We start from the raw sequence: 22,070 nt of genomic DNA, 5'->3' as shown, positions 1-22,070 counted from the left end.
CCAGGCTATATCCGAGTGAAATGCAACGGCAAGTAAGCATGCGGGGACGTGGTATTCCTGTTTCGGGCCGCGTCAGCCTCGTCCCGGCGGCAGGATTTCGTCGGGTCACCACTGGGTGATGATCGGCGTTTCCGGTTCGTGCTGCCGCCAGGCTTCGGTGAGGCGGTCGAGGCGGGTGGGGGCGGCGATACCGCGCACGGTTGCGATCCTGCCGTTGGCGATGTCGAACGTCACGGCGCCGACGACCTTGCCGCCGAGCACGAAGAGGAGGGCGGGGGAGCCGTTGACGAGCGCGTAGTGGACGGCGGGCGTGCCGCCGGCAAGTCGCCGTTTCGCGGGTGTGGGTTTGAAGCCGGCCCGTGCGACGGCGGCGATGCGCTGCGGAGTGTCGTACCGCAGCAGCGTCCCGGTCAGGCCGGCGCCGTCGGAGATCGCGGTAGCGTCGTCGGCGAGCAGCACCACCAGCCGTTCGGTGCGGCCCGAGGAGGCAGCGGTGAAGAACGCCTCGACGATCCTGCGGGCGGATGCCGGGTCGACCTCGCCGCCGCCGCGGCGCGTGGTGGTGATGCGGCGCCGGGCCCGGTGGAGGTGCTGCTGGCTCGCGGACTCGGTGATGTCGAGGATCTCGGCGATATCGGCGTGGCTGTAGGAGAAGGCCTCGCGCAGGAGGTAGACGGCCCGCTCGAGGGGTGACAGGCGCTCCATGAGGGTCAGGACGGCCAGGGAGACCGATTCGCGCTGCTCGAAAGTGTCGGCCGGGCCGAGCATGGGATCGCCGTCGAGGAGCGGTTCGGGCAGCCAGGCGCCGGCGGTGCGTTCACGGCGGGCCTGTGCCGAGCGGAGCCGGTCGAGGCACAGGTTGGTGACGACCTTGGTCAGCCATGCTTCCGGCACCCTGATCCGCTGCCGGTCGGCGGCCTGCCAGTGCAGGAACGCATCCTGCACGGCGTCTTCTGCGTCGGCGGCGGAGCCCAGCAGCCGGTACGCCAGCGAGGCCAGCCGGTTCCGGCTGGCCTCGAACCGGCTGGTGTCGAAGCCGTCAGCAGCGGTGCTGTCCACGCGGACCACCCTAGGGTCTACGCGACCGCCTTCTGGGCGGACGTATCCGGCGCGGCGGCCAGACGGCGCTTGCGCTTGGGCACGCCGAAGGTGGGGTACGAGACGGCCCACAGCGACATCTTGACGATTCCCGCCTTGACCCGCGCGGCCTTCCGGCCGCCCACGTACTTCGGCTTTGCCTGCGCTTCGCCGTCAACCATCTGCAGGATCCCGTCCCGCCGCCCGAGGCTGATGTGGTTGCCCGGGTAGACCAGCTTGATGTGCGCAATCTTGCGGCCGGTCAGGCGTCCCACGATCGCCTCCATGGCCTGCCGGCCGGTGTAGCCGGCCGAACCGCAGGACATCGGCAGCGGCCGGCCGTTGTCGCCGATCGCGTGGACGCTGTCGCCGATCGCGTAGATGTCGGGGTGCGAGACCGACCGCATGGTGCGATCGACGACGATCTGACCGTTCTCGGTGACCTCCAGCCCGCCGGCGGCGGCGATCGGGTTGACGGTGAACCCGGCCGTCCACACGGTTGCGTCGGATGCCAGGGCGCTGCCGTCGGCGCACAGCACCCGCGTCGCTTCGACGGCTTCGACGCTGGTGTGCTCCAGGACGGTGATGCCCAGCCGGTGGCAGGCCTGGCGCAGGTGACTGCGGGCTCCGGCCGAGAGCCGGGCCCCCAGCTCGCCGCGGGCGACCAGCGCCACCGACAGGCCGGGCCGGGATTCGGCGATCTCGGTGGCGGTCTCGATGCCGGTCAACCCGTCGCCGACGACCAGCACATTTCCGCCTTCGCCCCGCCTGGCCGTGCCGCCCAGGCTGTCCAGGCGCTCGCGCAGGCGCAGCGCCGAAGGCCGGCCGGTGACGTTGAAGGCGTGCTCGGCCACGCCCGGGACGCCGTGGTCGGCGACGTGGCTGCCGAGCGCGTAGAAAAGCGTGTCATAGCCGAGCTCGCCGCCGCCGTCGGCGTCGGCCACGGCGACGACCTGGCGCGCGGGGTCGACGGCGGTGACACGGGCCAGGCGCAGCCGTATCCCCGTGCCCGCGAAGACGTCGGCGAGCTTGCGGACCTCGATCTCCTGGCCCGCCGCGAGCCGGTGCAACTGGAGCCGCTGGACGAAGTCCGGCTCAGCGTTGACCACGGTGATCTCGGTGTCCGCCGGGGACAGCCGGCGCGCCAGGTTCCCGGCCACGAAGGCCCCGGCGTAGCCGGCGCCGAGGATGACGATGCGGTGCTTCATGTGTTGCTCCTGTCGGTATCTCCTGCTCTCGTGAGTTGAGCGGGACGGCGCACCGATTGCTGACAGGAACTGCATGTGGCATGGGTCACAGAGTGGCAGGAGCGTCGCCCAACGGTGCTCGCGACGCGGAGACGATGCCGGGACGACGCCGAGACGACGCCGGGACGGCGCACGTCCTCCCGGCCCGTCCACCGTCGGAGTACCCCCCTCTGAACTGGACGCGCGGCGAGCGGAGTTGATCAGTGGTCCCGCTCGGCCCTGCCCGACCCAGGCCCCGGCTGGTGACCTGCCGTCAGTTCGCCTTGGCCGGGCCCGAGGTGTCGATGGCCATTGAGACGGAGAGTGCACCCAGGGCGGTGCCCATCGCGTAGCGCTGCACCTTGAGCCAGGAGGGGCGGCGTGAGAGGAAGACGGCGATCGCGCCGGCCGCCAGGACGATGGCGAGGTTGACGGCGACGCTGACCATGATCTGGATCGAGCCGAGGATGAGGCCCTGGAGGAGGACGTGGCCCTTGTCCAGGTCGATGAACTGGGGGATGAGCGAGAGGTACATGATGGCGATCTTCGGATTGAGCAGATTCGTCATCAGGCCCATCGTGACCAGTTTGCGCGGTGAGTCGTGCGGCACGTCCTGCGGGGCGAAGACGGATATGCCGCCGGGCTTCAGGGCGTTCCAGGCCAGGTGGGCGAGGTACGCGGCACCCGCGAGCTTCACCGCGAAGTACAGCTCGGGCACGGCGACGAAGACGACCGACAGGCCCAGGTTCGCGGCGAGCAGGTACACCATGAAGCCGAGCGCCACGCCGCCGAGCGAGACGATGCCGGCGCGCCTGCCCTGCGTGATGCTGCGGGAGACGAGATAGATCATGTTCGGTCCGGGGGTGAGCACCATGCCGAGAGCCACCACCGTCACGCCGAGAATCCCGCTCAGTTCAACCATGAACACGCCTCGTTCGCTGTTGTGTTGCCCCGGTGTAACCGTCGGGCGGGGGCGGGGAGTCCGGGCCGGAGCTGGGGCTCGGAGCAATGCTCGGAGTTTAGGTCGAGAGCAATGCTCAATGCAATGCAAATATTGCACTCAGGGCAATGCTGTGCTGAAATGGACGCCGCACGAGCAGACCACCGGGACAACGGGGAGCGCCGTGAAGGACTACCAGAGCGTCGCCGACGACGTGGCGGGGGAGATCGGCGCAGGCATCCTCCTGCCCGGTGACCGCCTCCCCCCGCAGCGCGAGTTCGCGCGGCAGCACGGCATCGCCAACTCCACCGCCACGCGCGTGTACCAGGAACTGTCCCGCCGGGGCCTGACGGTGGGCGAGGTGGGACGCGGCACCTTCGTCCGCGCGGAGACCGCCAGGACCGCGGCATCCGCCCCCGCGCTCACCGAACCCGCCGACGGCGGGCGGATCGACCTGGAGCTCAACTATCCCGTCGTGCCCGAGCAGAGCGCACTCCTCGCCGAGGGGCTCGGCGGACTGCTCCGGACCGACGCCCTCGGGTCCGCCCTGCGGCCGGTGGGCACGTCCGGCTTCCCTGCCGTCCAGGAAGCCGCCGCCGACATACTCGCCAGTGGCGGCTGGCGCCCCGATCCGGCACGGATCCTCTTCGCGGGCAACGGCCGGCAGGCGATCTCGGCCGTCGTCACCGCCCTGGTGCCGCCGGGTGCCCGGCTTGGCGTCGAGGAGCTGACCTACCCAGTCGTCAAGCCCATCGCCGCCCGGCTCGGCATCACCGTCGTCCCCCTGGCCATGGACAATGACGGGCTCGTGCCGGAGGCCGTCGAGGAAGCCCACGCCGCGGCCCCGCTGCACGCCGTCTACGTACAGCCAAGGCTGCACAACCCGCTCTCGGCCACCATGCCCGCAGGGCGCGTCGAGCGGCTGGCAGAGGTCCTGCTCAGACTGGGGATCACCGCAGTCGAGGACGCCGTCTGGGCTTTCCTCCATGACGAACTGCCGCCGCTCGCCGCGTACGCCCCCGAGCGGACCGTCCTGATCGACAGCCTGTCCAAGCGCCTCGCACCCGGCCTGACTCTCGGATTCGTGGTGGCGCCGGGCGCTCTGGCGAGCGAGATCGTCTCCACCCTGCGGTCGGGTGGCGGGATCCCCGGGCGGTTCGCCCTGGAGGCCGCCCACCGCTGGCAGCAGGACGGCACAGTGAAGGCACTGGTGGAGGCCAAACAGCGGGAAGCGGCAGTGCGGCAGGAGATCGCGGCCCGGCACCTCGCCGGTTTCGCCGTGCAGAGCGATCCGCGCTCCTACCACTGCTGGTGGCAGTTGCCCCGCCCGTGGCGCGCGGACACCTTCGTCGCCGCTGCCGCGCGGCACGGCATCGGGGTGGTGCCCGCCGCCGCGTTCACCATCGGCCGCAACCACGCCCCCAACGCGATCCGGCTGGGCCTCGCCTCGCCGCAGCCGGATGTCCTCTCCCAGGCGCTCGCCACGCTTGTCGAACTCGCCCGTTCCGCGCCGGAGGACCTCGTCACCGACTGACGGCGACGCCGACCACCTGACCAAGCCGGGTGACCGTGGACGTCAGGCCATCGGCGTTCGAGCGTCCGCCGAGGTGGTCAACTCCACCGGCGCTCCGGCGAAGAGGCTCCACGTCGTTCATGTGTCTTCAGGCCTGGTCTGCTGATAGCCGCTGAAGGCGGCTCCCGGCGTGGGCCTGACCTTGAAGTGAGCTCGCTCGCCCTGCCCGCCGAAGAGGCTGAGCACCTCGACGCTGCCACGGCCGGTTGAGCCGAACCAATGCGGGTGCTGGGTGTCGAATTCGGCGACCTCCCCTGGGCCGAGGAGCAGGTCGTAGTCACTGAGAATGAGGCGTAGCCGTCCGCTGAGCACGTAGAGCCACTCGTATCCGGCGTGAGTACGCGGAAACGGCTCGGACTCGCTCGCGGGGATCGTGAGCTTGTATGCCTTGGGTTCACCTTGTGTCCGCGACAGCGGAACGATGACGCGACCGTCTGTCCGCCTCGGTTTCTGCGGCATCCGCGGGTCGACGATGCGCGGGGCGGCGACGATCTCATCGAGAGGCACCGCCAAGGCGGCGGCGATCGGCAACAGCAGCTCCAGGCTTGGCTTGCGGTGCCCTGATTCGAGCCGGGACAGAGTGCTCTTGGAGACACCGGTCGCGCGGCTGATCTCCGCGAGGGAGAGGTTCTTCTTCTCTCTGACTCCGCGCAGGCGGTGCCCGATCTGGCTGAGGGTCGCGTCGATCGCGGGATGGGACTGCATTGAACCAGACCATCAGATCGTTCCTGTTTCGGCAACGCTAGTTGCGGTTCCCGAGGGTGATGGATCACGGTCGCTTCAGGAGGTGGCAGTGATGAAGAAACATCGCGATGTTGTGATCAACGGCGCCGGCCCGACCGGCCCGACCGCTGGAGAACTTGCCGAGCGGGGAGGTGAGTTGGCTCAAGCACGCGTCGCCGACGCGACCGTCGTCAGCCAAGACGGCCCGGTAGCGACGGAACGGCGCCTGCCGCTCGGGGTGTATCTCCTGGCGTTCAGCCTGTTCGCCATGGGCAGCGCGGAATTCCTCCTCGCCGGGGTCCTTCCAGCGGTGGCCGCCGACATCGAGGTCAGCCTGGCCACCGCGGGTGGGCTGATCACCGCGTTCGCGGTCGGGGTCGTCATCGGTGGCCCACCCTTCGCGGTCATCAGCCTCAAGTGGCCACGTCGGACGGCGCTGGTGCTGACCCAGCTGATATTCGCTGCCTGCATCGCCGCCGGGCTGATCATCGGCAGCTACACCGCGCTGCTGATCAGCCGCTTCGTCGCCGGACTCGCCTACGCAGGGTTCTTCGCCGTCGCGTCGGTCACCGCCGTCAGTCTGGTCACCCCCGACCGAGTAGCCCGCGCATCGGGCGTCGTCGTCAGCGGCCTCGGCCTGGCCATGATCCTCGGCGGTCCCGCCGGAACACTGATCGGCCACCACACCGGCTGGCAGGGCGGATTCTGGCTCGTGGTCGCCCTCACCCTAGCCGCTGCCACCACCGTGGCTGCCGCCATGCCCCGGACGACCGCTGGGCAGGACCCCAGCATCAAACGTGAGCTCCGGATGATGCGGCAGCCACGCCTGTGGCTCGTTTACGCTGCCACGCTGCTGAGTACGGCGGCGTACATGATCACCTTCAACTATCTCGCCGAACTTCTCGACAGCGTCACCGGAATCCCGGACACGTGGACCCCGGTCGTCCTCATGCTGTTCGGCGTCGGGGCGTACGTCGGCTTGGCGATCGGTGGCCGCATGTCGGACAGACGGCCCCACGAGGCCCTGCTCGCAGGATCGGCCGGGATCATCGTGTGCTCGGTGTTGATCGCCGCACTGGCCGAACACGCTCTCGCGATCGTCCCGCTCGTGCTGCTCCTCGGCGTGGCCGGATTCGTGCTCAACCCCGCCATCTACAGCCGGGTGTTCACCCTCGCCTCCGACGCCCCCACCCTCGCCGGGGCGACCACGGTGTCCGCCGTCCAACTCGGAATTAGCATCGTTCCCCTCATAGCCGGCATCGCGCTCAACGCCGACGCGCCCATCACCACCGTCGCGTGGATCGGCGCTGTCCTGGCCGCGATCACCATCCCCGTCGTCCTCTGCGAGCGTGCCACCGGCCAGCCGGAGACCACGCAGTGACCCACCTGCCCAGCGGATGGACTTCGCACGGTGTGGAAGTGGCTTTGGAGCGTGAGAAGTCGGTCCGGCTCCATTCTGCGTTCCTGGCGAGGCGCGGATCTTGGACGTCGGTCAGGGTCCGGTGGGAGGTGTGGGGATGAGTTTCCGGCCGGCGGCGTACGCCGTGTGCGTCGAGGACGGGAGCGTGCTGCTCGCCCGTCACGTACCACCGACGGGCGAGAGCAGCTGGACCCTCCCGGGCGGCCGGGTCGAGCACGGTGAGGATCCGATTGACCCGGTGATCCGGGAGGTCACCGAGGAGACCGGCTGTGACGCGGTGGTTGGACGCCTGCTGGGCGTGGACTCGAGGGTGATTCCCGCGGCGGCCGCGCGTGCGGGAGTCGACCATCAGAATGCCGGCGTCTCTGGTTGATGCCCGTACGGCACATCCGTCAGGTCTGTGCCGCACGGGCGGTCAGCTGGCCCGGCTGCCGGTCGTGGTGATGCGTGTGACGGCTTCCAGGGTCAGGGCGCGGTCGTGGGGTTCCTGGGCGACGGCGCGGTGGAGGGTCAGGCCCTCGATGAGGGCGTCGAGTTGGCGGGCGGTGTCCGGGTCGAAGTGCTTCTCCAGGTGGGTGCGGCTGCGGGCCATCCACTCATGGGTGAGTTCCCGGTAGGAGGGCTGCCGGGCGGCGAGGGTGTACAGCTCCTGGGTGAGGACGAGGTCGCGCCGGCTTCCGCCGGACAGGGTGTGGATGAGGTCGGCCACCGCGGCTCTGGCCTGGTCGCGGTCGGCCGGGGCACTGAGGCAGGTGTCGAACAGCTCGACGAGGTGGTCGGTGAAGCGGCGGAACGCCTCCCGCAGCAACTGGTCGATGCCGCTGAAGTGGTAGGTCATCGAGCCCAGGGGCACTCCGGCGCGGGCGGCGATCTTCCGGTGGGAGACGCCGGCGACTCCCTCCTCGGCGACGAGGTCGAGGGTCGCGGCGAGGATGCGTTCGCGGCGCTGGGGGTCGGTGTGTCCGGTGGCCATGGGGTGCGGGGTCAGAGGGTGCGGACCGGGCGGGCGGGGTTGCCGACGGCGACGACGCTCGCGGGGATGTCCTTGGTGACGACGGCGCCGGAGCCGATGACGGAGTTGTCGCCGATGGTCACGCCGGGCAGCACGATGGCGCCCCCGCCGAGCCACACGTTGTCGCCGATGGTGATCGGCTGGGCTGCCTCCAGCTTGTCGCGGCGGGGCTGCGGTTCCAGCGGGTGGGTCGGGGTGAGCAACTGGACGTTGGGTCCGATCTGGCAGTCCTCGCCGATGGTGACCGCGGCGACGTCCAGGGCGGTCAGGTTGTAGTTGACGAAGGTCCGGGCGCCGATGGTGATGTTGCTGCCGTAGTCGACCCACAGAGGCGGACGCACGTGTGCTTCGTCGCCCAGAGAGCCGAGCAGTTCAGCGAGGATCGGCCGGGCGGAGTCGGCATCCTCGGCGTAGGCGGCCTGGTAGCGCGCTGCCAGGCGCACAGCCTGCTGCTGGCGGCGGGCGATCTCGGGGTCGTCGGCGATGTAGAGGTCGCCTGCCTGCATGCGCTCCAGGTTCGTGCGCGGGTCCTCGGCGAAGTAGTCCGTCGTCGGCATGCGTATGAGCCTACCCGCCAGAGTGTACGAACGTACCTTCTGGCGGGTGCCACCCTTTGCCGCTTCGTGGCCTTCGGAGTCAGCCATCCCGGAGCAGACCGGCAGGTGACCCAGGGGAATCGGAGGCGGGGCCCAGCACGGCTAAGAGCCCCTAACAGAATGGGCGGTCGGCTTGCGACGCCTGGCACGCGCGCTCGCCGCGTTGTCGGAGTCGTCCATGTACGCCCAGTACGAGGACGATCCTCCGCCTTGCGAGCGCACGCACCAGACGCCGCAAGCTGATCGACCGCCCATTGTGTTAGGGGCTCTAAGCGCCGATCTCGTTGTCGGCGATCCAGTTGCCGTGGAAGCCGAAGGGGACGCGTCGTGGCAGGTGTACGCGCGCGAGCGGAGCGGCCTTGAGGTCGGCGGCGTCGAGTACGACCAGTTCGCTGCGATCGGCAGTGCCGTCGTAGACGACCGAGAGAATCCAGCCGTCGTCCTCGGCCTCAGCGCCGGGCCGTGCCACGAACGTCGGCTCCTGTGTCACACGCCCGGTTCCGAAGTGGTGTGCCGATGCCTCGCCGGTCGCGGTGTCGAACTTGACCAGCGGCCCGGGTTCGAAGCTGCCGCCACGGTCACGGCTGACGTCGTCGGACAGGCGCAGACTGTCGGGTCCGGTCCCCCCGAACCAGCCGTAGCGGTGGGAGCGCCCGGCCCATGCCTGGTTGATCCGGGGCCATTCGACGCTGTAGTCGGACATGATCTGCTCGGAGACGGTGCCCCGGTCCGGGGCGATGGTCCACCGGGCGAGCGCAGGCGGCCCGTCGGCGGGACCGCGGAACACGTCGCGGAACACCGTGTCGTAGCGGACGACGTCCATGATGATCGAGCCGTCCGGGGTGTCGTACGCATTGAGGACATGGAACACATAGCATCGCGGCGCGTCGAACCACCTGATCTGATCCGCCGTGCCGCCGCGCGGCAGCACTCCCACCCGCGACGGGTGCTCCTCGTTCCAGCGCATCGGGAGCGCGTCGCCGCTCTCCGGTGCTCCCGCAGCCAGGCGGCCCATGGCGTCCATCGACAGGGTCACCGGCAGGTCGAGCACCACTACCCGGGTGGCGGTCATGGCCATGTCGTGGACCATCGGTACCCCAGAAACAGGCAGTTCGGCGGCGTGCGTCGCCTTCCCGGTGGCGTCCATGACGACGTAGCGCAGTTCTTCCGTACCGGGCCTGATCAGGTAGCTGAGGGAGTGCATCTCACCGGTGGCCGGATCGGTCTTCGGGTGGGCGGTGAAGCCGGCGCGCAACGCCCCGTCGGCGTCCCAGGTCGACATGCGGTTCAGGTCGGGGGTGATCGACACCGGCGCCCCGCCTCCCTCGACGAGCGCGAGGAGCCGGCCGCCGTGGGCGAGGATGTTGGTGTTGGGCGAGTCTTCGGGAACATCGCCCCGGACGAACCGGTTGCGGTACCACTCGGCATGCCCGTCGCGCAGCCGGACGCCGTGCACCATGCCCTGGCCGACGAACCAGTGATGGCTCATGCCGGTTTCGCCAGACCCCTTGGGACTGGGGCCGATCCGCAGATAGCGGCCGTTCAGCTCGGGCGGCAGAGTCCCGGTCACCGGCAGGTCGTTGACGCTCACCTCGTCGGAGACGGGGGCGAAATTGCCCTCCAGATAGGGATTGCCGATCGCCGTGGTCATCGATGACTCCGATCATCAGTTTCGAACGTGCAGCCTGTACTGTTCAGATGCTCCAACTTCGGAGTCGGGCGTGCAACGCCGGGATTCAGACCGTCCAGATCGGGATATGGGATGCCAACGTTCTCCGCCAGCACCTACGTCGTGCTCGGCCTCCTCGAGCAGTCGGGCTCCGCGACGCCGTACGCGCTCGATCGAGAGATCCAGCAGAGCATCGGACATTTCTGGGCCTTTCCGCGGTCCCAGATCTACGCGGAGGCTGCCCGGCTCGCGCGCCACGGGCTCGTCCTCGAGGAGCGGGAGAGCGCCGGACGTCGGCGCCGGACACTGTCGATCACCCCGGCCGGGCAGGACGTACTCGCCAAGTGGCTCACCGGCCCGGCCGATCAGACCACCGAGATCCGCGACGAGGGTCTGCTGCGGATCTTCTTCCAGCAGGACGGCCCGTCCAGCGAGGCACAGGTGCGTCAACTCGCCGAGCAGCAACTGGAAGCACACCGCCGTCAGCTCGCCGAGTACGAGAGGATCCTCGCGTCGGCTCCCACCGCGGACATGCCTGCGCAAGACGCTCCCGGGCTCGGCTTCAAGTTCGAACCCCCGCAGGCCGCCGCCCTGGCATTCGGTCTGCGGTTCGAGCAGTTGGCCGTCGATTTCTGGTCGGAGATCGCCGAGCGCGGCGCGAGCGCGGTGGATCCACGCGCTCCCGCTCCGATCCGGAAGTTCAGGACGTGAGGGGGCCCTCTGTGGAAGCCTGGTGCGGTGGCTCGGCTCGGGTGGCAGGTGCGGGGCAGGCGGTCCCGCCTGGTGTTGTTCGCCTCGGTGGCCTGCGTATCGCTCGGGCTGGGTTGGGCGCTGATCAGGGCCGACCCTGAGTCCGCGCAGGAGCTGACCGGTATCGCCGGTATGTTCGCTGGACTGTGGTCGCTCGGGGCGGCGGGCGCCCAGCTTCTGCCTCCGCCCGCCCCGCCGCCGGAGGCGGGCGTGGCCGCCGACCGGCTGGCGGCCACGGTGCGGGAACAGTGGTGGGAGGAGGTGGCGGCCCGGCAGTTGAGGGATCCACGGGTGATCCCGCTGTCCTGGGACGCCACCAGACGGCCGGTGTCGGCACCACCGGATACCGTGGTCCCTCCGGTGGAGGGACGTGTTCTGCGGCTCTCCCTCCAAGGCCGGCTGGAGGGCGACTTCCCCGGTGCCGCGGCTCGGCTGGCCCAGGGATACCGGCAGGTGAGCAGCGGTCGGCTGGTGGTGCTGGGGGAGCCGGGTGCCGGGAAGACGGTTCTGGCTCTCATGCTGACGCTCGGCCTGCTGGCCGACCGCCCTGCGCAGACTCCGGTTCCGGTGCTGCTGTCCGTCTCGTCCTGGGACCCTGTCAGCGAGTCGCTGGACGACTGGATGGTGGGCACCCTGGCCACCTCGTACTACGGCGGCCGGTCCCAGGTCCCGCGTCTGCTGCTGGAGCGGCGGATGCTGTTACCCGTCCTCGACGGGCTGGACGAGATCCCCGAGGCGGCCCGGCGCAGCGCCGTACGCGCTCTGAACGAGGCTTGCGGCGACGGTCGCGGCGTCGTGGTCACCTGCCGGTCGGTCGAGTACCAGGACGTGATCGAGGGCGGCTCGCCCGCGCTGCGCCGGGCGCCGGTCGTGGAGGTGGCGCCCGTGGCGGTGCCGGATGCCGTCGCCTACCTCAGCGAGGTGAACTGGCCGGAAGGCGTGGACTGGGAACCCGTCTACGCTCACGTACGGGAACACCCCGACGGCCCGGTGGCAGCCGCCTTGTCCACCCCTTTGGCGCTCTCCCTCGCCCGTGCCGTCTACCGGCACTGCGACCGGGACCCGGCCGAACTTCTCGGGTTCGATGGCCGGCACGCGGTGGAGGACCACCTCGTCGACCACATCATCCCCGCGGCCTACGCGCCGCCGCCGGGAACTCTCCCCGGTGAGGCGGCCGCCGATTGGCAGCGGGAGGCCCGGCAGGCCGAGCGGTGGCTGACGTACCTGGCCACCTACCTCCACCGGCACCGTGAACGCGATCTCGCCTGGTGGCTCATGAGCTCCCGCCTGCTGTCCCGCTGGGTGGGGCTCCCGCTCGGTATCGGGATCGGCCTGGTGACGATGCTCGTCGTGGTCGTGGTGCGCGTGGCCGGGCAGCATGTGGACGAGGAGGCGATGCTCACGATCGGCCTGGCGGCCGCCGTGCTGGCGATGCTCACCTGGTATGCGGCGCCGCCGGAACGGCCGCCGGGCCGGGTGTCGTTGACACTGCGCGGGTCGCTGCACCGACTGCGGGGCGGGTTCCGCACGGGCTTCGTCCTGGCATCCGTGGTGGCGGTGACACTGCTGGGTACCTTCGGCATCGTCGTGACGTTCACCGGGAGCTGGTCCTCGAGGAATCTGGCCCAGTTCCTCCAGGTGGCCGCGTTCGTCTGCGGGGCCGTGACCGTCATCGGTCTGGCGTTCGCCGTCTATGAGTGGCTCGATGCCCCCTCAGCACACTCCACCCGCGCGACGCCGCTGGGCCTGGTACGCCAGGACCGCAGGTCGTCCCTGGTGGGAGCGGGGCTGGCCGGGACCGTGCTGGGGGCCAGCGCACTGCCGCTGATGACGGTGACCGTCTCGGCCGCCTACATGGTCTTCCTGGCGCTGACGGGCTGGTCGGGCGAACCCCGGTTCACCGACGTCCTGGCCCGGGTGGCCGACGAGACGGGAGTCCTCCGCACTTCCGAGCCGAACCTCGTCGCCACCGTGCTGCCCGGGGCCGCCTTCGCGGTGCTGATGCTGTTGCCGCGCGCCTGGCCCAGATTCTTCCTGCTCCGCCTGGTACTCGCGACCAAGGGCCGGCTGCCCTGGCGTTTCGTACGGTTCCTCTCGGATGCGCGGGAACGGCAGCTGCTGCGCCAGTCCGCCGGCACCTACCAGTTCCGCCACATCCGCCTGCAGGAGCGTCTCGCCAGCCGGTCCCTGGCGAGGGACCGGGTGGCGGTCCCACGGGACCGCGTCATCCGGCGGCGCCGCCTCCAACTCGCCGTCACCGGCGCCGTTCTGGCAGCGACCTTCCTCACCCTGGGCCAGGTGGTGCCCAAAGACACCTCACACACCACGCTGCCCACCGGCGACATCACGGCAATGGCCCTCGGGCCGGACGTTCTCGTCACGGTGGACGACGAGGGCGTCGTACGGCGATGGGACACCACACGAAAGGTCAGCACAGGGAAGACACACATGCCCACCATCGAGGGCAACACCGGGGCCGACGGCGAGACCGACACCAGAGTCGACGGCGTGGCCGCGCGCGAAGACGGTGCGGTGATCTACCAGGTGATCTACCCGGTGAACGAGTCCAGCAGCAGTGAGTTGGTGGCGCGGCGGCTCCCCTGGGAAGGGAATAGACAGCTCATCAGAGCCGACCCCCCGGAAATCGCCGCCGACCAGGAGCCAGTCGTCATGAGCACCGGTGGACGCCGTCTCCTCATCACGAACCCGCAGGGCCTGGTGCTGCAGAACACCCGTACGGGGCGGACTTCGCAAGTGCCCCTCAACAGGCACCTGCAACATTCCCTTGAAGCCGGGAGCGAGTCCTGGGCCGTCAGCGACAACGGGAAGCTCCTGGCCCCCATGCTTTCGACCTCCGGCGCGACGATGATCACCGTGACCGACACGAGCAGCGGCAAGCGCCTTTGCGAGATCCCGGACGATGCGGACCTGCTCGCGACCGACGCCGACGGCACCCGCTTCGCCACCGCCGACACTGACGGCAGCACCGTGCACCTTTGGGACTCCCACTGCAAGCCGGAGAAGAAACTGTCGGTCCCCGGGCGGTTTCCGGTAGACACCCTCGCCCTCGCCGGGAACGGCGACCAACTGGCGGTCGCCGGCCAAGGAGTGACCCGCCTGTACGATCTGCCACCGCACCAGAGTTAACACCCACCCACACCCGTCACAGCACCGCGCACTCGTAGGGGTTCGACGACCAGTTCACGGCAGACGTGGTCGGCAAGGAGGATGGCGGCCCGGCCCGGCCCGGCCCGCGACCGGCTACGGCGTGGGCTCGCCCGCGTCCGTGCCGCTGTCCGCCGGGCAGTGCACCCGCGGGTTCCAGTCGGCGAACAGCCCTAGGGGGTTCTTCTCCCACAGCCACACGTGGAGCGCGTAGTGCACGCCGAGCTGGGGGATGTTCGTGATCGGCCCCTTGAGCCGCTGCCCGAACGCGTAGATGTCCTCCACCGTCTCGGGGTTCTGGTCACGGTCGGGGACGATGTACTCGAGCGCGACCATCTTCCGGCCTCCCTCGCCGTCGGGGGCGTAGAGCACCGCGGCGGGCTTGCCCGGCTCGGTGGAGCCGAGGTTGTCCGGATTGAGGTAGTGGTAGCCCATACCGCCCTCCGGGGAGCTTACGCACTCGTCCGTGCGCTGGTATCCGGCCGTCTCGGCCAGCTCCTCCGAGAAGAAGGCACCGGTGGCGTACCGCGCCCGGTCCAGGTCGCGACCGACCTCGCCGTGGCCGCCGCCGGCCGGTGCCGCGGCCGCCACGGTCAGCGAGGCGCAAGAGGCGAGGGTGAGAGTGGCCAGCACCAGTCGTGCTCGCATGGGGGTCTCCTGTCATGGAAGAAGAGCGTGCGACCACGCGATGCCGCGCCGTCAACCACGAGTCTGGGAAGGGCGGTAACGCACCGCATCTCGGAAGCCGCCGTAGGAGCGAGCACCCGAACGGCCCCCAACGCCCACCGAACGCCCCCGAGCTGTGTTCTTGCTGGACTTACTCCTGCCGCCGCCAGTGAGCCGCTGCGAGGGATGGACCGGGTTTATCTGGTGCCTCCCCGCGAACGCCGTGGATCCGATGCCGCTGGTCGGTCCGTTCCTGGCCGAGGCGCAACGCCTCGGCGTGCGCCGCGTGGTGCTGCTCGGCTCCGCCACCGTGCTGCCGAATGCTCCCGGCGCGCTGGAGCTGGCGCGGAGGGTGCGGGCCCGGCCCGGGGCGGGTCGTGCTGCGCGCTTCCGGGTTCATGCAGAACTTTCTGCGCCCGCACCCGCTGGGCGAGCAAATCGGGCGGCACAGGGAGATCCGCACCGCCGCCGGTGACGGCCGACCGGGCTGGATCGACGCACGGGATATCGCGGCCGCCGCCTCCGCACTGCTGACCGAGACCGGAGCCGATGCCGACGACCAGCGCGACTACCTGCTCACCGGGCCGAAGGCGTTGAGCTACGGCGACGTGACGGCGGTCATTACCGCAGAGCCCGCTCCGGCACCCCCTCGGCGTCGCATGCCGGACTTGGTTCAGGCACGCAGGAACGTCTCCAGCGTCGTCGCCAGGGCCACCGGGGTCTCGTGCATCGGGTAGTGGCCGCTGTTGGCGATCTCCTCCAGTTCCGCGTTCGGGTAGTGGGAGAGCCACGTGTCGCGCATCGCGTCGGCCGTCAGCGCGAGATCGTGCTCGCCGACGATGACCTTGACCGGGACGCGGATACCGGCGATTCGCTCCGTCAGGTCGGCGGTGACCCAGTCCTTGACGTAGCCGCCGAACGCCTCGCGGGTCGAGAGCCGTAGGGAGCGGTCGACCATCAGGTCGATCCACGTCCGGGATGCACGCTGCCCGGTGACCAGGTCCACGATGGCCAGTCGCTTGTCGCGGTCCTGCGCGGCGCCGTAGAACAGTGCCTTTCCGTCGGCATCCAGCAGGTACGGCCCGGCGGGGACGGGGGCGATTCCCACCAGTTTGCGTACCCGCTGCGGGGCCTGCGCCAGTACCTGTTGCGCGGCCTTGCCGCCCATGGAGTGGCCGACGAGGGAGAAGCGCTCCCAGCCGATCTCGTCGGCCAGGGCGAGGGCGTCGTCGGCGATCTCGGCCAACGTGTATGCGCCGGTGACGTCCTGGCGGTCACCGTAGCCGCGGTAGTCGAGGAAGGCGTAGCTGAAGGTGTCACCGTCCAGGCAGTCCAGGAAGGAGCCCCAACCGGCGCTGGTGCCGAACCAGTCGTGGAGTACGAGGACCTTGTGGTTGCCGGAACCGGTCATGCGGTGCGCAATGCTCATGGTGTGGGCTCCTCCCGTGGTGGTGATCAGCCAGGGCGCGCGTGAGCGAAGTGGCTGGTCCTCTCGCTACAGCGCGCGGACGTTGCCTGCCGACGCGCACGCGGGCCGACCGCAGCCTCGGCCTGGCCCACCATCCTTTCCCTCAGCGGGGCTTGCGAATCGCAGCCGCTGAAGGCCACCACGGCCGGGCTTCAGCACCGGCGAGTGGTGGTCATCGGCCTGGGCGGGGGAGCAGGGACGATCGCCGGGGAGAGCGGGGGCACGCTCCCACTCCAGCCGGGAGCCATCCAGCTCACGCCGAACGTAGGCAATCTGCCCCGCGAGCGGCGCGCATGGGCGGAGGGTTCAGCTCGTCACCGGGACGTTCGGCTCCAGCGGCACTCGGCGCCAGGTCAGCGCCCGAGAGCGGGGATGCTCCATGCCCGTCCCTTCAGCAGCTCTGGAAGAAGAACTCGGCGTTCTTGCCGTCCGGCGAGAGGAACAGGTAACCCACCCCGCTGTCACCGAAGTTGACCTCGAAGGGCAGTTGGTAGGAGTCGAGTTGTGCGACCAGTTGCCAGTCCTCGCCCGGCAGGTCGTCGCCCTGCAGCCAGACCGGCACCACATCGGGGCCGCCGAGCTGGTTCATCCGGATGCTCCCTGCGGCGTCCTTCTGTCGCTCTACGAGCAGCTCCTCCAGCCGCTCCTCCCGGTCGTCCTCGTCCTCGTCCTCGACCGGCTCCAGTTCCTGCTCGAGGTGGGAGAAGTCGACCTCCTCCTCCACTCGGAGCAGGTGGACCCTGGCCAGGTCGGTCGGCCCGGTGGCCGCCGCCCGTGTCTCGAAGGACTCGGTGACCTGCCCGCCCGGCTGGACGACGGTGGCGTGTTCACCCGAGAACCCGATGGCGAACAGATACACCATCCGGTCCCCGTTCCCGCCGGCTTCTGCCGCCGGCACCCGGAACTGGCCTATGAACGGGGCGAGTTCGTTCTCGTACGGGTCGACGGGCCACTGCGGTTCCTCCAGCCAGTGCGGCAGGCCGCCCAGCCTGGTGCCGTCCGTGACGGCCGCCTCGGCGTCACTCGCCGGGTGGTAGGACGTGAAGCGGTACCGCATAGGGAGCCCCCGTTGTCGACCGGCCTGCTGTGCTGCCGCACAAGTTATCGCCCGTCACCGACAGCCGGGCCCCGCCCCCACCGCGTTAGACCTTGCTCCGGAGTACGCCGCCTCCGGGCAGCCGGATGGCGGGGCACACATGTGCCTCTCCCAGGAACAGCGCTCCGTAGTTGCGCATCGCTCTAGTGCTTCCCTGGAGTCGGCCGTGAGGATCTGCACGTGCTCCGAGGCGGAAGTGCACGGCCTGCACCCCGCCGAGCACATAGATCTCGTCGCGCCGGCAAAGGTGCCTCGCCGCGACACTGATCTGTGAGGGGCCGTCGTTGGGCGGGGTGGTGGCGGCCACCCGCTCCATTCCGGCCCAACGCCGCCTGGACTCGGTCCGCGCCGGTACGAAGTACACCGCAGGCCGCATCCGCGTCACCCACGGCACCACCACGGTCCAGTTCGCCCTGCCCCCCCCGCCGCCGACGGGACCCGGACGATGCTCCGCTTCGACCAGGAGCACCTGGCAAGCGCTGAAGAGCGCGAACGGCAACGGGCGCACTGGCAGCGCGTCATGGACCAGCCCGCTACCGCCCTCCAGGCGGCTGCCCTCGCCGACGGCGCGGTGCGGACCGGCCACCTCGTCGGCGAGGTCCGCACCTTCCCCGTGCACCGCGTCGTTGGCGTCGCAGGGCTGACGGAAGACCCCGCCTGAGGACGGCGCTCAGCCTCCTCCTTCGAGTTCCTGGCGCACGGAAGCGGAGATGCGGGTGAGTGCGGCCCCAAGGTGGCGGCGCTGAGCGGCGCTGAGCGGATCGAACACGAGCCGCTTCACCTGTGCGACATGTTCCGGCGCGCTCTCGGCGAGTTTCCGTCGGCCGGCGTCCGCCAGGGTGGCAAGGGTGTATCGACCGTCGCCGGGGTCAGGGCGCCGGGCGACCCAGTCGCGGGCTTCGAAGCGGTCCATCACCTTCGACAGGCGGGGCAGGGTGCTGTCGCAGGACCGGGCCAGGTCGCTGAGCCGCATCGTGGCCTCGTCGGCCATGGACAGCTGGGCCAGAACTCCGTACTCGAAGTTGGAGATGCCTGCGTCTCGCTGCAGCTGACGGTCGAGGGCTGCCGGGAGGGCGATGACGACGGTGAGCAGAGCCTGCCACAGGTCCTGCTGGTCGTCGTCGAGCCAGGGTGACTGGGTATCCATGAGCCCCATCGTACTTGCCCGGGCAACTCGCATCACTTGCCTGGGCAACCCTTGATGGGCTACCTTTTGACTTGCCTGGGCAAGTGAAAACACTTGTCCAGGCAAGCGAAGGAGTTGATTTCGATGACCGCCACGAGCAGCCTGGCTTCCCCCTCCCCGCCGCGCACACCAGCCGCGGCGTACGACGACCTGCTGGCCCGAGTCCTGCCACAGGCACGCGAGCAGCGGATGTGGAACCCGTCCGACGGACCACTGCCCAGCCTCTTCGTCAGCCACGGGGCCCCCTTCACCCTCGACGACCCGCAATGGCTCGGCGACCTCTTCGACTGGGCCCAGTCGATGCCCAAACCGCGCGCCGTCGTCGTCGTCTCGGCCCACTGGGAACGGGCACCCGTCGCGATCTCCGGAGCCGCGGCCGGCACTCCGCTCTACTACGATTTCAGCGGCTTCCACCCGCGCTACAAGACCCTTCCCTACGCGACCCCGGATGCCACCGATCTGGCTCGGCGACTCGTGGGCCTGCTGGGCCGGACACCGGTGCACGAGTTCGCCGACCGCGGCCTCGACCACGGCGCCTTCATCCCGCTCATGGCCATGTACCCCGCGGCCGACGTCCCGGTCGTGCAACTGTCGATGCCCAGCCTCGACCCCAGCGCACTGCTCGAGCTCGGGGCACGCCTGCGGCCCCTGCGCGAAGAAGGCATCCTCGTTCTCGGCTCGGGCTTCATGACGCACAGCTTCGCCGTCTTCCGCCGGCCGGAGCTCGCCGCCGACACCACGGCCTTCGACGAATGGGCCGTTGACGCCCTCGCCCGGGGCGACGCCGACGCCCTCACCGACTACCGCGACAAGGCACCCGGCGCCGCGGTCGCCCACCCGACGGCCGACCACTTCGTCCCGCTGCTGCTCACCATCGGCGCCGCCGATGACCCCGGCAGCGCCGTGAGCGCCATCGACCGCATGGTGCTGGGCAACTCCACCCGTTCGGTGCAGCTGACCTGAGCGCCCGACGTTCTTCATCTTCCCGCCTGATCGCCTCATCCCTTGGCGACGACATCAATATCCCCTGGAGGAAAGTGCCATGAAGGCAATGCGTTTCCACGAGTTCGGCAGCAGCGACGTCCTGCGCTACGAGGACGTCGACCGTCCGGTCCCCGGCCCCGGCCAGGTGCTGGTGCGGGTGGCGGCCACGTCGTTCAACCCGGTCGACGACCACATCCGCGCCGGTGTCCTGGCCGAGATGCTCCCGATCACTCTCCCGTACGTGCCGGGGATCGACCTGGCGGGCACCGTCGCTGAACTCGGCGCGGACGTGACGGGCCTGGAGGTCGGCGACCGGGTCGTGGCGATGCTGCCCCTCGACTCCGCCGGCGGCGCCGCCGAGTACGTGCTCGTCCAGGCCGGGACCGTGGCCCGGGCACCCCGGACGATCGAGCTGGCCGACGCCGCGGCGCTGCCGCTGACCGGCCTGGCGGCCTGGCAGGCGGCGTTCGAGCTCGCCGAGCTGAAGCCCGGTCAGACCGTTTTGGTCAACGGGGCGGGGGGCGCGGTGGGCAGCCTCGTGGTGCAGCTCGCCGTCGACGCGGGAGCGCACGTGACCGCGGTGGACGGGCCGCAGCACGCCGACCGCCTTCGGGGCTACGGCGCGGACCGGGTCGTGGGCCCCCTCGCCCTCGCCGCGGGCCCGGACGCCGTGGGCGGTCCGTTCCAGGTCGTGGTGAACCATGTGCGCGTCTCCCCGGAGGAGCTCGCGCAGCTGACGGACTATGTCGCCGACGGCGGGGTCGCCGCCAGCACAGCCGGCCCGATTCCCGAGGACACCGCTCGGGGGGTGCGCAGCTCGAGCCTGTGGGTCCGCAGTGACGGAGCCCAGCTGGCCGAGCTGGTAGCCAAGGTGGATGCTGGCAAGCTCCGGGTCCACGTCGCCGCCCACCGCCCGGTGGCCGAGCTGGCCGCCGTGCATGAGGATGCGGGCGCCGGGCGGCTGTCCGGCAAGACGGTCGTGCTCGCTCCCTGATCGCACCCCACCGGGCCGTCCGCCGCGCTCTCCCGCCGGTGGGCGGCCCGGTGGTTCGACGGCGGCCGCACCCGCTCCGCCGGCGCCCGGAGGGACACGTCCAGATCGAAAGTCCCGCGTCGGTGAGTTTGTCCGCCCATTTCGGATCAGCCAGGACCTCCTGCGTCAGCAGCGTGTTGACGTACGCCAGCGCCGACTGGAGCCCCGAGAGGATGGCGCACGCGAGCCGTAACGCAGTCCAGCGGAACCCCGGGGGCGGAAGAGGTCCGACAAGGTGAGGTGCCCCTGCCGCGGACAACGAGAAGCCTCCTCCGCCGTAGGCGAAGGAGGCGCGGATGGGGACAGGGTCAGGGGGCCTGGACAGGGCCATGAGAACGGGACAGCCCTTAGCTCGGCAGTGTGGCGCGCTGCGTCCACTTCGGGGTCCAGGTCCCGCTGCCGGGGCAGCCGGGGTATGCGGAGGCGAGGTGGTTACGCAGTGCGGTGAGGGCTGGGTGCGGGTTGTCGGTGCGCCAGATCAGTGAGTGCGGGTAGACCGGGGTCGGGTCGTGCAGGGGGATGCGCCGCAGGTCGTGGCCAGCAGGCCAGACCAGCGGAGTCTGCTCGCTGACGAAGGTCGCCAGCGTCGAGGAGCCCGCGATCGTGTCGAGGAGGGGCTCGATACCGAAGTCGGGGCCGACCGAGTCGATGGTGAGACCGAACGTGGCGGCGAGCTCGTCGTAGTAGGCGGCCCACTCGGTGCCGGGCCTGTTGCCGGGCATCCAGATCCGGCGCCCGGCGAGCTGGGCGGGAGCGACCGCTCGGGCGCCGGCGAACTCGTGAGCCGGCCCGGTGAACAGGTGCAGCGGTTCATCGAAGACCGGAGTGGCCTCGATACCGTCGGGGAGCTGTCGGCCCGGCATGGTGACGGCGCGGAAAGTCGCGTCAATCGTCCCGGACCGGACGGCGGCGATGGCGGTCTCGGAGTCGAAGAGGGTCACGACGTCAAGGTCGGTCTCGGGATACGCGCGGTGGAAGTCGCGCAGCAAGCCCGCTACCGAGAGCCGGCGGCCGATCACGTCGATGCGCAGTGCCCGGCGCCCTGGCCGCACGGAAGCGGCTGCCCGTTCCTCGGCTTGGAGGAGAGCCCGGGCGTAGGGCAGGAACGCCTGTCCGTCGATGGTGAGCCGGGCTCCGCGGGCAGTGCGGCTGAACAGCTGCACACCGAGGTCCATCTCCAGCGCCGCGATGCGCTTGGAGACGGCTTGCGGGGTGATCGACAAGTTGGTGGCGGCTTCTTGGAACTGTCCCGCCTCCACGGCGGTGACGAAGGTGCGCACGGCGGTGAGGTCCACGCGGACCATTCTATGCGGACAACCAATCGTTGTGTCTGATCGGGGAAATGGTTGTTTGATTCCAGTACGCCTCCCTCGCTTTGATGTCTCTGGTCAACATGCGGTTTTGCAGACAGTGCGGCAGGAGAAGTGGGGGCCCGCCGCCGCCGGGGTGGAGGGCAGCGCGAAAAAGTGACGGGCAGAAAGCGGGA

The 22,070-nt window shown here is 70.0% G+C and carries 21 protein-coding genes and 1 pseudogene; 9 read left to right on the top strand and 13 right to left on the bottom strand.

Annotated elements, in window-relative coordinates; all coding sequences use genetic code 11:
• Positions 1–105 precede the first annotated feature (105 nt).
• The 3 genes from LHJ74_RS16790 to LHJ74_RS16780 all read right to left on the bottom strand — a co-directional run bounded on the left by LHJ74_RS16790 (position 106) and on the right by LHJ74_RS16780 (position 3,225).
• On the bottom strand, positions 106–1,059 hold the full coding sequence (locus LHJ74_RS16790) for a sigma-70 family RNA polymerase sigma factor (protein WP_260218846.1): 954 nt from the start codon (positions 1,057–1,059) through the stop codon (positions 106–108).
• Positions 1,060–1,076: 17 nt separating this feature from the next.
• Entirely contained in the window at positions 1,077–2,285 is a 1,209-nt protein-coding gene (locus tag LHJ74_RS16785) for an NAD(P)/FAD-dependent oxidoreductase (protein ID WP_260218845.1), read from the bottom strand.
• Between the two features lie 292 nt (positions 2,286–2,577).
• Positions 2,578–3,225 (bottom strand): LysE family translocator, encoded by a 648-nt coding sequence (locus tag LHJ74_RS16780; protein ID WP_260218844.1) that lies wholly within the window; start codon positions 3,223–3,225, stop codon positions 2,578–2,580.
• A gap of 202 nt (positions 3,226–3,427) precedes the next feature.
• Between LHJ74_RS16780 and LHJ74_RS16775 the strand changes: the two genes are divergently transcribed.
• Positions 3,428–4,777: an aminotransferase-like domain-containing protein gene (locus LHJ74_RS16775; protein WP_260218843.1), complete on the top strand. Its 1,350-nt coding sequence runs from the start codon at positions 3,428–3,430 to the stop codon at positions 4,775–4,777.
• 117 nt (positions 4,778–4,894) lie between these two features.
• On the opposite strand, the gene LHJ74_RS16770 is transcribed toward LHJ74_RS16775, so the two are convergent.
• Positions 4,895–5,521: a helix-turn-helix domain-containing protein gene (locus LHJ74_RS16770; protein ID WP_260218842.1), complete on the bottom strand. Its 627-nt coding sequence runs from the start codon at positions 5,519–5,521 to the stop codon at positions 4,895–4,897.
• A gap of 175 nt (positions 5,522–5,696) precedes the next feature.
• Here LHJ74_RS16770 and LHJ74_RS16765 point away from each other — a divergent pair, with 175 nt between their 5' ends.
• Both LHJ74_RS16765 and LHJ74_RS16760 read left to right on the top strand, forming a co-directional pair.
• Positions 5,697–6,920, top strand: coding sequence for an MFS transporter (locus LHJ74_RS16765; protein WP_260218841.1), 1,224 nt, complete (start codon positions 5,697–5,699; stop codon positions 6,918–6,920).
• Positions 6,921–7,056: 136 nt separating this feature from the next.
• Positions 7,057–7,323: pseudogene (locus LHJ74_RS16760) on the top strand (NUDIX hydrolase); the annotation flags it as partial.
• A gap of 51 nt (positions 7,324–7,374) precedes the next feature.
• On the opposite strand, the gene LHJ74_RS16755 reads toward LHJ74_RS16760, so the two are convergent.
• From LHJ74_RS16755 to LHJ74_RS16745, 3 genes are all read right to left on the bottom strand, one after another.
• A complete protein-coding gene (locus tag LHJ74_RS16755) occupies positions 7,375–7,932 on the bottom strand; it encodes a TetR/AcrR family transcriptional regulator (RefSeq protein WP_260218840.1) in 558 nt (185 codons plus the stop codon).
• Positions 7,933–7,943: 11 nt separating this feature from the next.
• On the bottom strand, positions 7,944–8,528 hold the full coding sequence (locus tag LHJ74_RS16750; protein ID WP_260218839.1) for a sugar O-acetyltransferase: 585 nt from the start codon (positions 8,526–8,528) through the stop codon (positions 7,944–7,946).
• Positions 8,529–8,835: 307 nt separating this feature from the next.
• On the bottom strand, positions 8,836–10,218 hold the full coding sequence (locus LHJ74_RS16745; RefSeq protein ID WP_260218838.1) for a carotenoid oxygenase family protein: 1,383 nt from the start codon (positions 10,216–10,218) through the stop codon (positions 8,836–8,838).
• 111 nt (positions 10,219–10,329) lie between these two features.
• Between LHJ74_RS16745 and LHJ74_RS16740 the strand changes: the two genes are divergently transcribed.
• Positions 10,330–10,947 carry a PadR family transcriptional regulator gene (locus LHJ74_RS16740; RefSeq protein WP_260218837.1) on the top strand — a complete coding sequence of 206 codons (618 nt, stop codon included), beginning with the start codon at positions 10,330–10,332 and terminating at the stop codon, positions 10,945–10,947.
• Positions 10,948–10,974: 27 nt separating this feature from the next.
• Entirely contained in the window at positions 10,975–14,133 is a 3,159-nt protein-coding gene (locus LHJ74_RS16735; RefSeq protein WP_260218836.1) for an NACHT domain-containing protein, read from the top strand.
• A 114-nt stretch (positions 14,134–14,247) separates the two neighbouring features.
• On the opposite strand, the gene LHJ74_RS16730 is transcribed toward LHJ74_RS16735, so the two are convergent.
• Positions 14,248–14,799, bottom strand: coding sequence for a hypothetical protein (locus LHJ74_RS16730; protein WP_260218835.1), 552 nt, complete (start codon positions 14,797–14,799; stop codon positions 14,248–14,250).
• Positions 14,800–15,194: 395 nt separating this feature from the next.
• Between LHJ74_RS16730 and LHJ74_RS16725 the strand changes: the two genes are divergently transcribed.
• Positions 15,195–15,554: a Rossmann-fold NAD(P)-binding domain-containing protein gene (locus LHJ74_RS16725; protein ID WP_260218834.1), complete on the top strand. Its 360-nt coding sequence runs from the start codon at positions 15,195–15,197 to the stop codon at positions 15,552–15,554.
• Here the strand turns inward: LHJ74_RS16725 and LHJ74_RS16720 are convergent.
• The 3 genes from LHJ74_RS16720 to LHJ74_RS16710 form a co-directional block, all read right to left on the bottom strand.
• Positions 15,491–16,246 (bottom strand): alpha/beta fold hydrolase, encoded by a 756-nt coding sequence (locus tag LHJ74_RS16720; protein WP_260218833.1) that lies wholly within the window; start codon positions 16,244–16,246, stop codon positions 15,491–15,493. The two genes, LHJ74_RS16725 and LHJ74_RS16720, sit on opposite strands and share 64 nt — an antisense overlap.
• 430 nt (positions 16,247–16,676) lie before the next feature.
• Positions 16,677–17,342 carry a YwqG family protein gene (locus LHJ74_RS16715; RefSeq protein WP_260218832.1) on the bottom strand — a complete coding sequence of 222 codons (666 nt, stop codon included), beginning with the start codon at positions 17,340–17,342 and terminating at the stop codon, positions 16,677–16,679.
• 85 nt (positions 17,343–17,427) lie between these two features.
• The gene (locus LHJ74_RS16710; RefSeq protein WP_311203316.1) at positions 17,428–17,757 is read right to left on the bottom strand and encodes a hypothetical protein; all 330 of its coding nucleotides are present in this window, start codon (positions 17,755–17,757) and stop codon (positions 17,428–17,430) included.
• A 69-nt stretch (positions 17,758–17,826) separates the two neighbouring features.
• On the opposite strand from LHJ74_RS16710, the gene LHJ74_RS34420 reads away from it, so the two are divergent.
• Positions 17,827–18,042: a hypothetical protein gene (locus tag LHJ74_RS34420; RefSeq protein ID WP_375546765.1), complete on the top strand. Its 216-nt coding sequence runs from the start codon at positions 17,827–17,829 to the stop codon at positions 18,040–18,042.
• Between the two features lie 9 nt (positions 18,043–18,051).
• Here the strand turns inward: LHJ74_RS34420 and LHJ74_RS16700 are convergent, their stop codons facing one another.
• The gene (locus tag LHJ74_RS16700; protein WP_260218830.1) at positions 18,052–18,528 is read right to left on the bottom strand and encodes a MarR family winged helix-turn-helix transcriptional regulator; all 477 of its coding nucleotides are present in this window, start codon (positions 18,526–18,528) and stop codon (positions 18,052–18,054) included.
• A 252-nt stretch (positions 18,529–18,780) separates the two neighbouring features.
• Between LHJ74_RS16700 and LHJ74_RS16695 the strand changes: the two genes are divergently transcribed.
• On the top strand, positions 18,781–19,530 hold the full coding sequence (locus tag LHJ74_RS16695; RefSeq protein ID WP_375546770.1) for a DODA-type extradiol aromatic ring-opening family dioxygenase: 750 nt from the start codon (positions 18,781–18,783) through the stop codon (positions 19,528–19,530).
• A gap of 79 nt (positions 19,531–19,609) precedes the next feature.
• Entirely contained in the window at positions 19,610–20,545 is a 936-nt protein-coding gene (locus LHJ74_RS16690; RefSeq protein ID WP_260218828.1) for an NADP-dependent oxidoreductase, read from the top strand.
• A 386-nt stretch (positions 20,546–20,931) separates the two neighbouring features.
• Here the strand turns inward: LHJ74_RS16690 and LHJ74_RS16685 are convergent, their stop codons facing one another.
• Positions 20,932–21,879, bottom strand: coding sequence for a LysR family transcriptional regulator (locus LHJ74_RS16685; protein WP_260218827.1), 948 nt, complete (start codon positions 21,877–21,879; stop codon positions 20,932–20,934).
• Between the last annotated feature and the right edge of the window lie 191 nt (positions 21,880–22,070).

Source organism: Streptomyces gossypii (genome assembly GCF_025165795.1).
GTDB lineage: Bacteria > Actinomycetota > Actinomycetes > Streptomycetales > Streptomycetaceae > Streptomyces > Streptomyces gossypii.
This window is presented reverse-complemented; position numbering and strand designations above follow the sequence as displayed.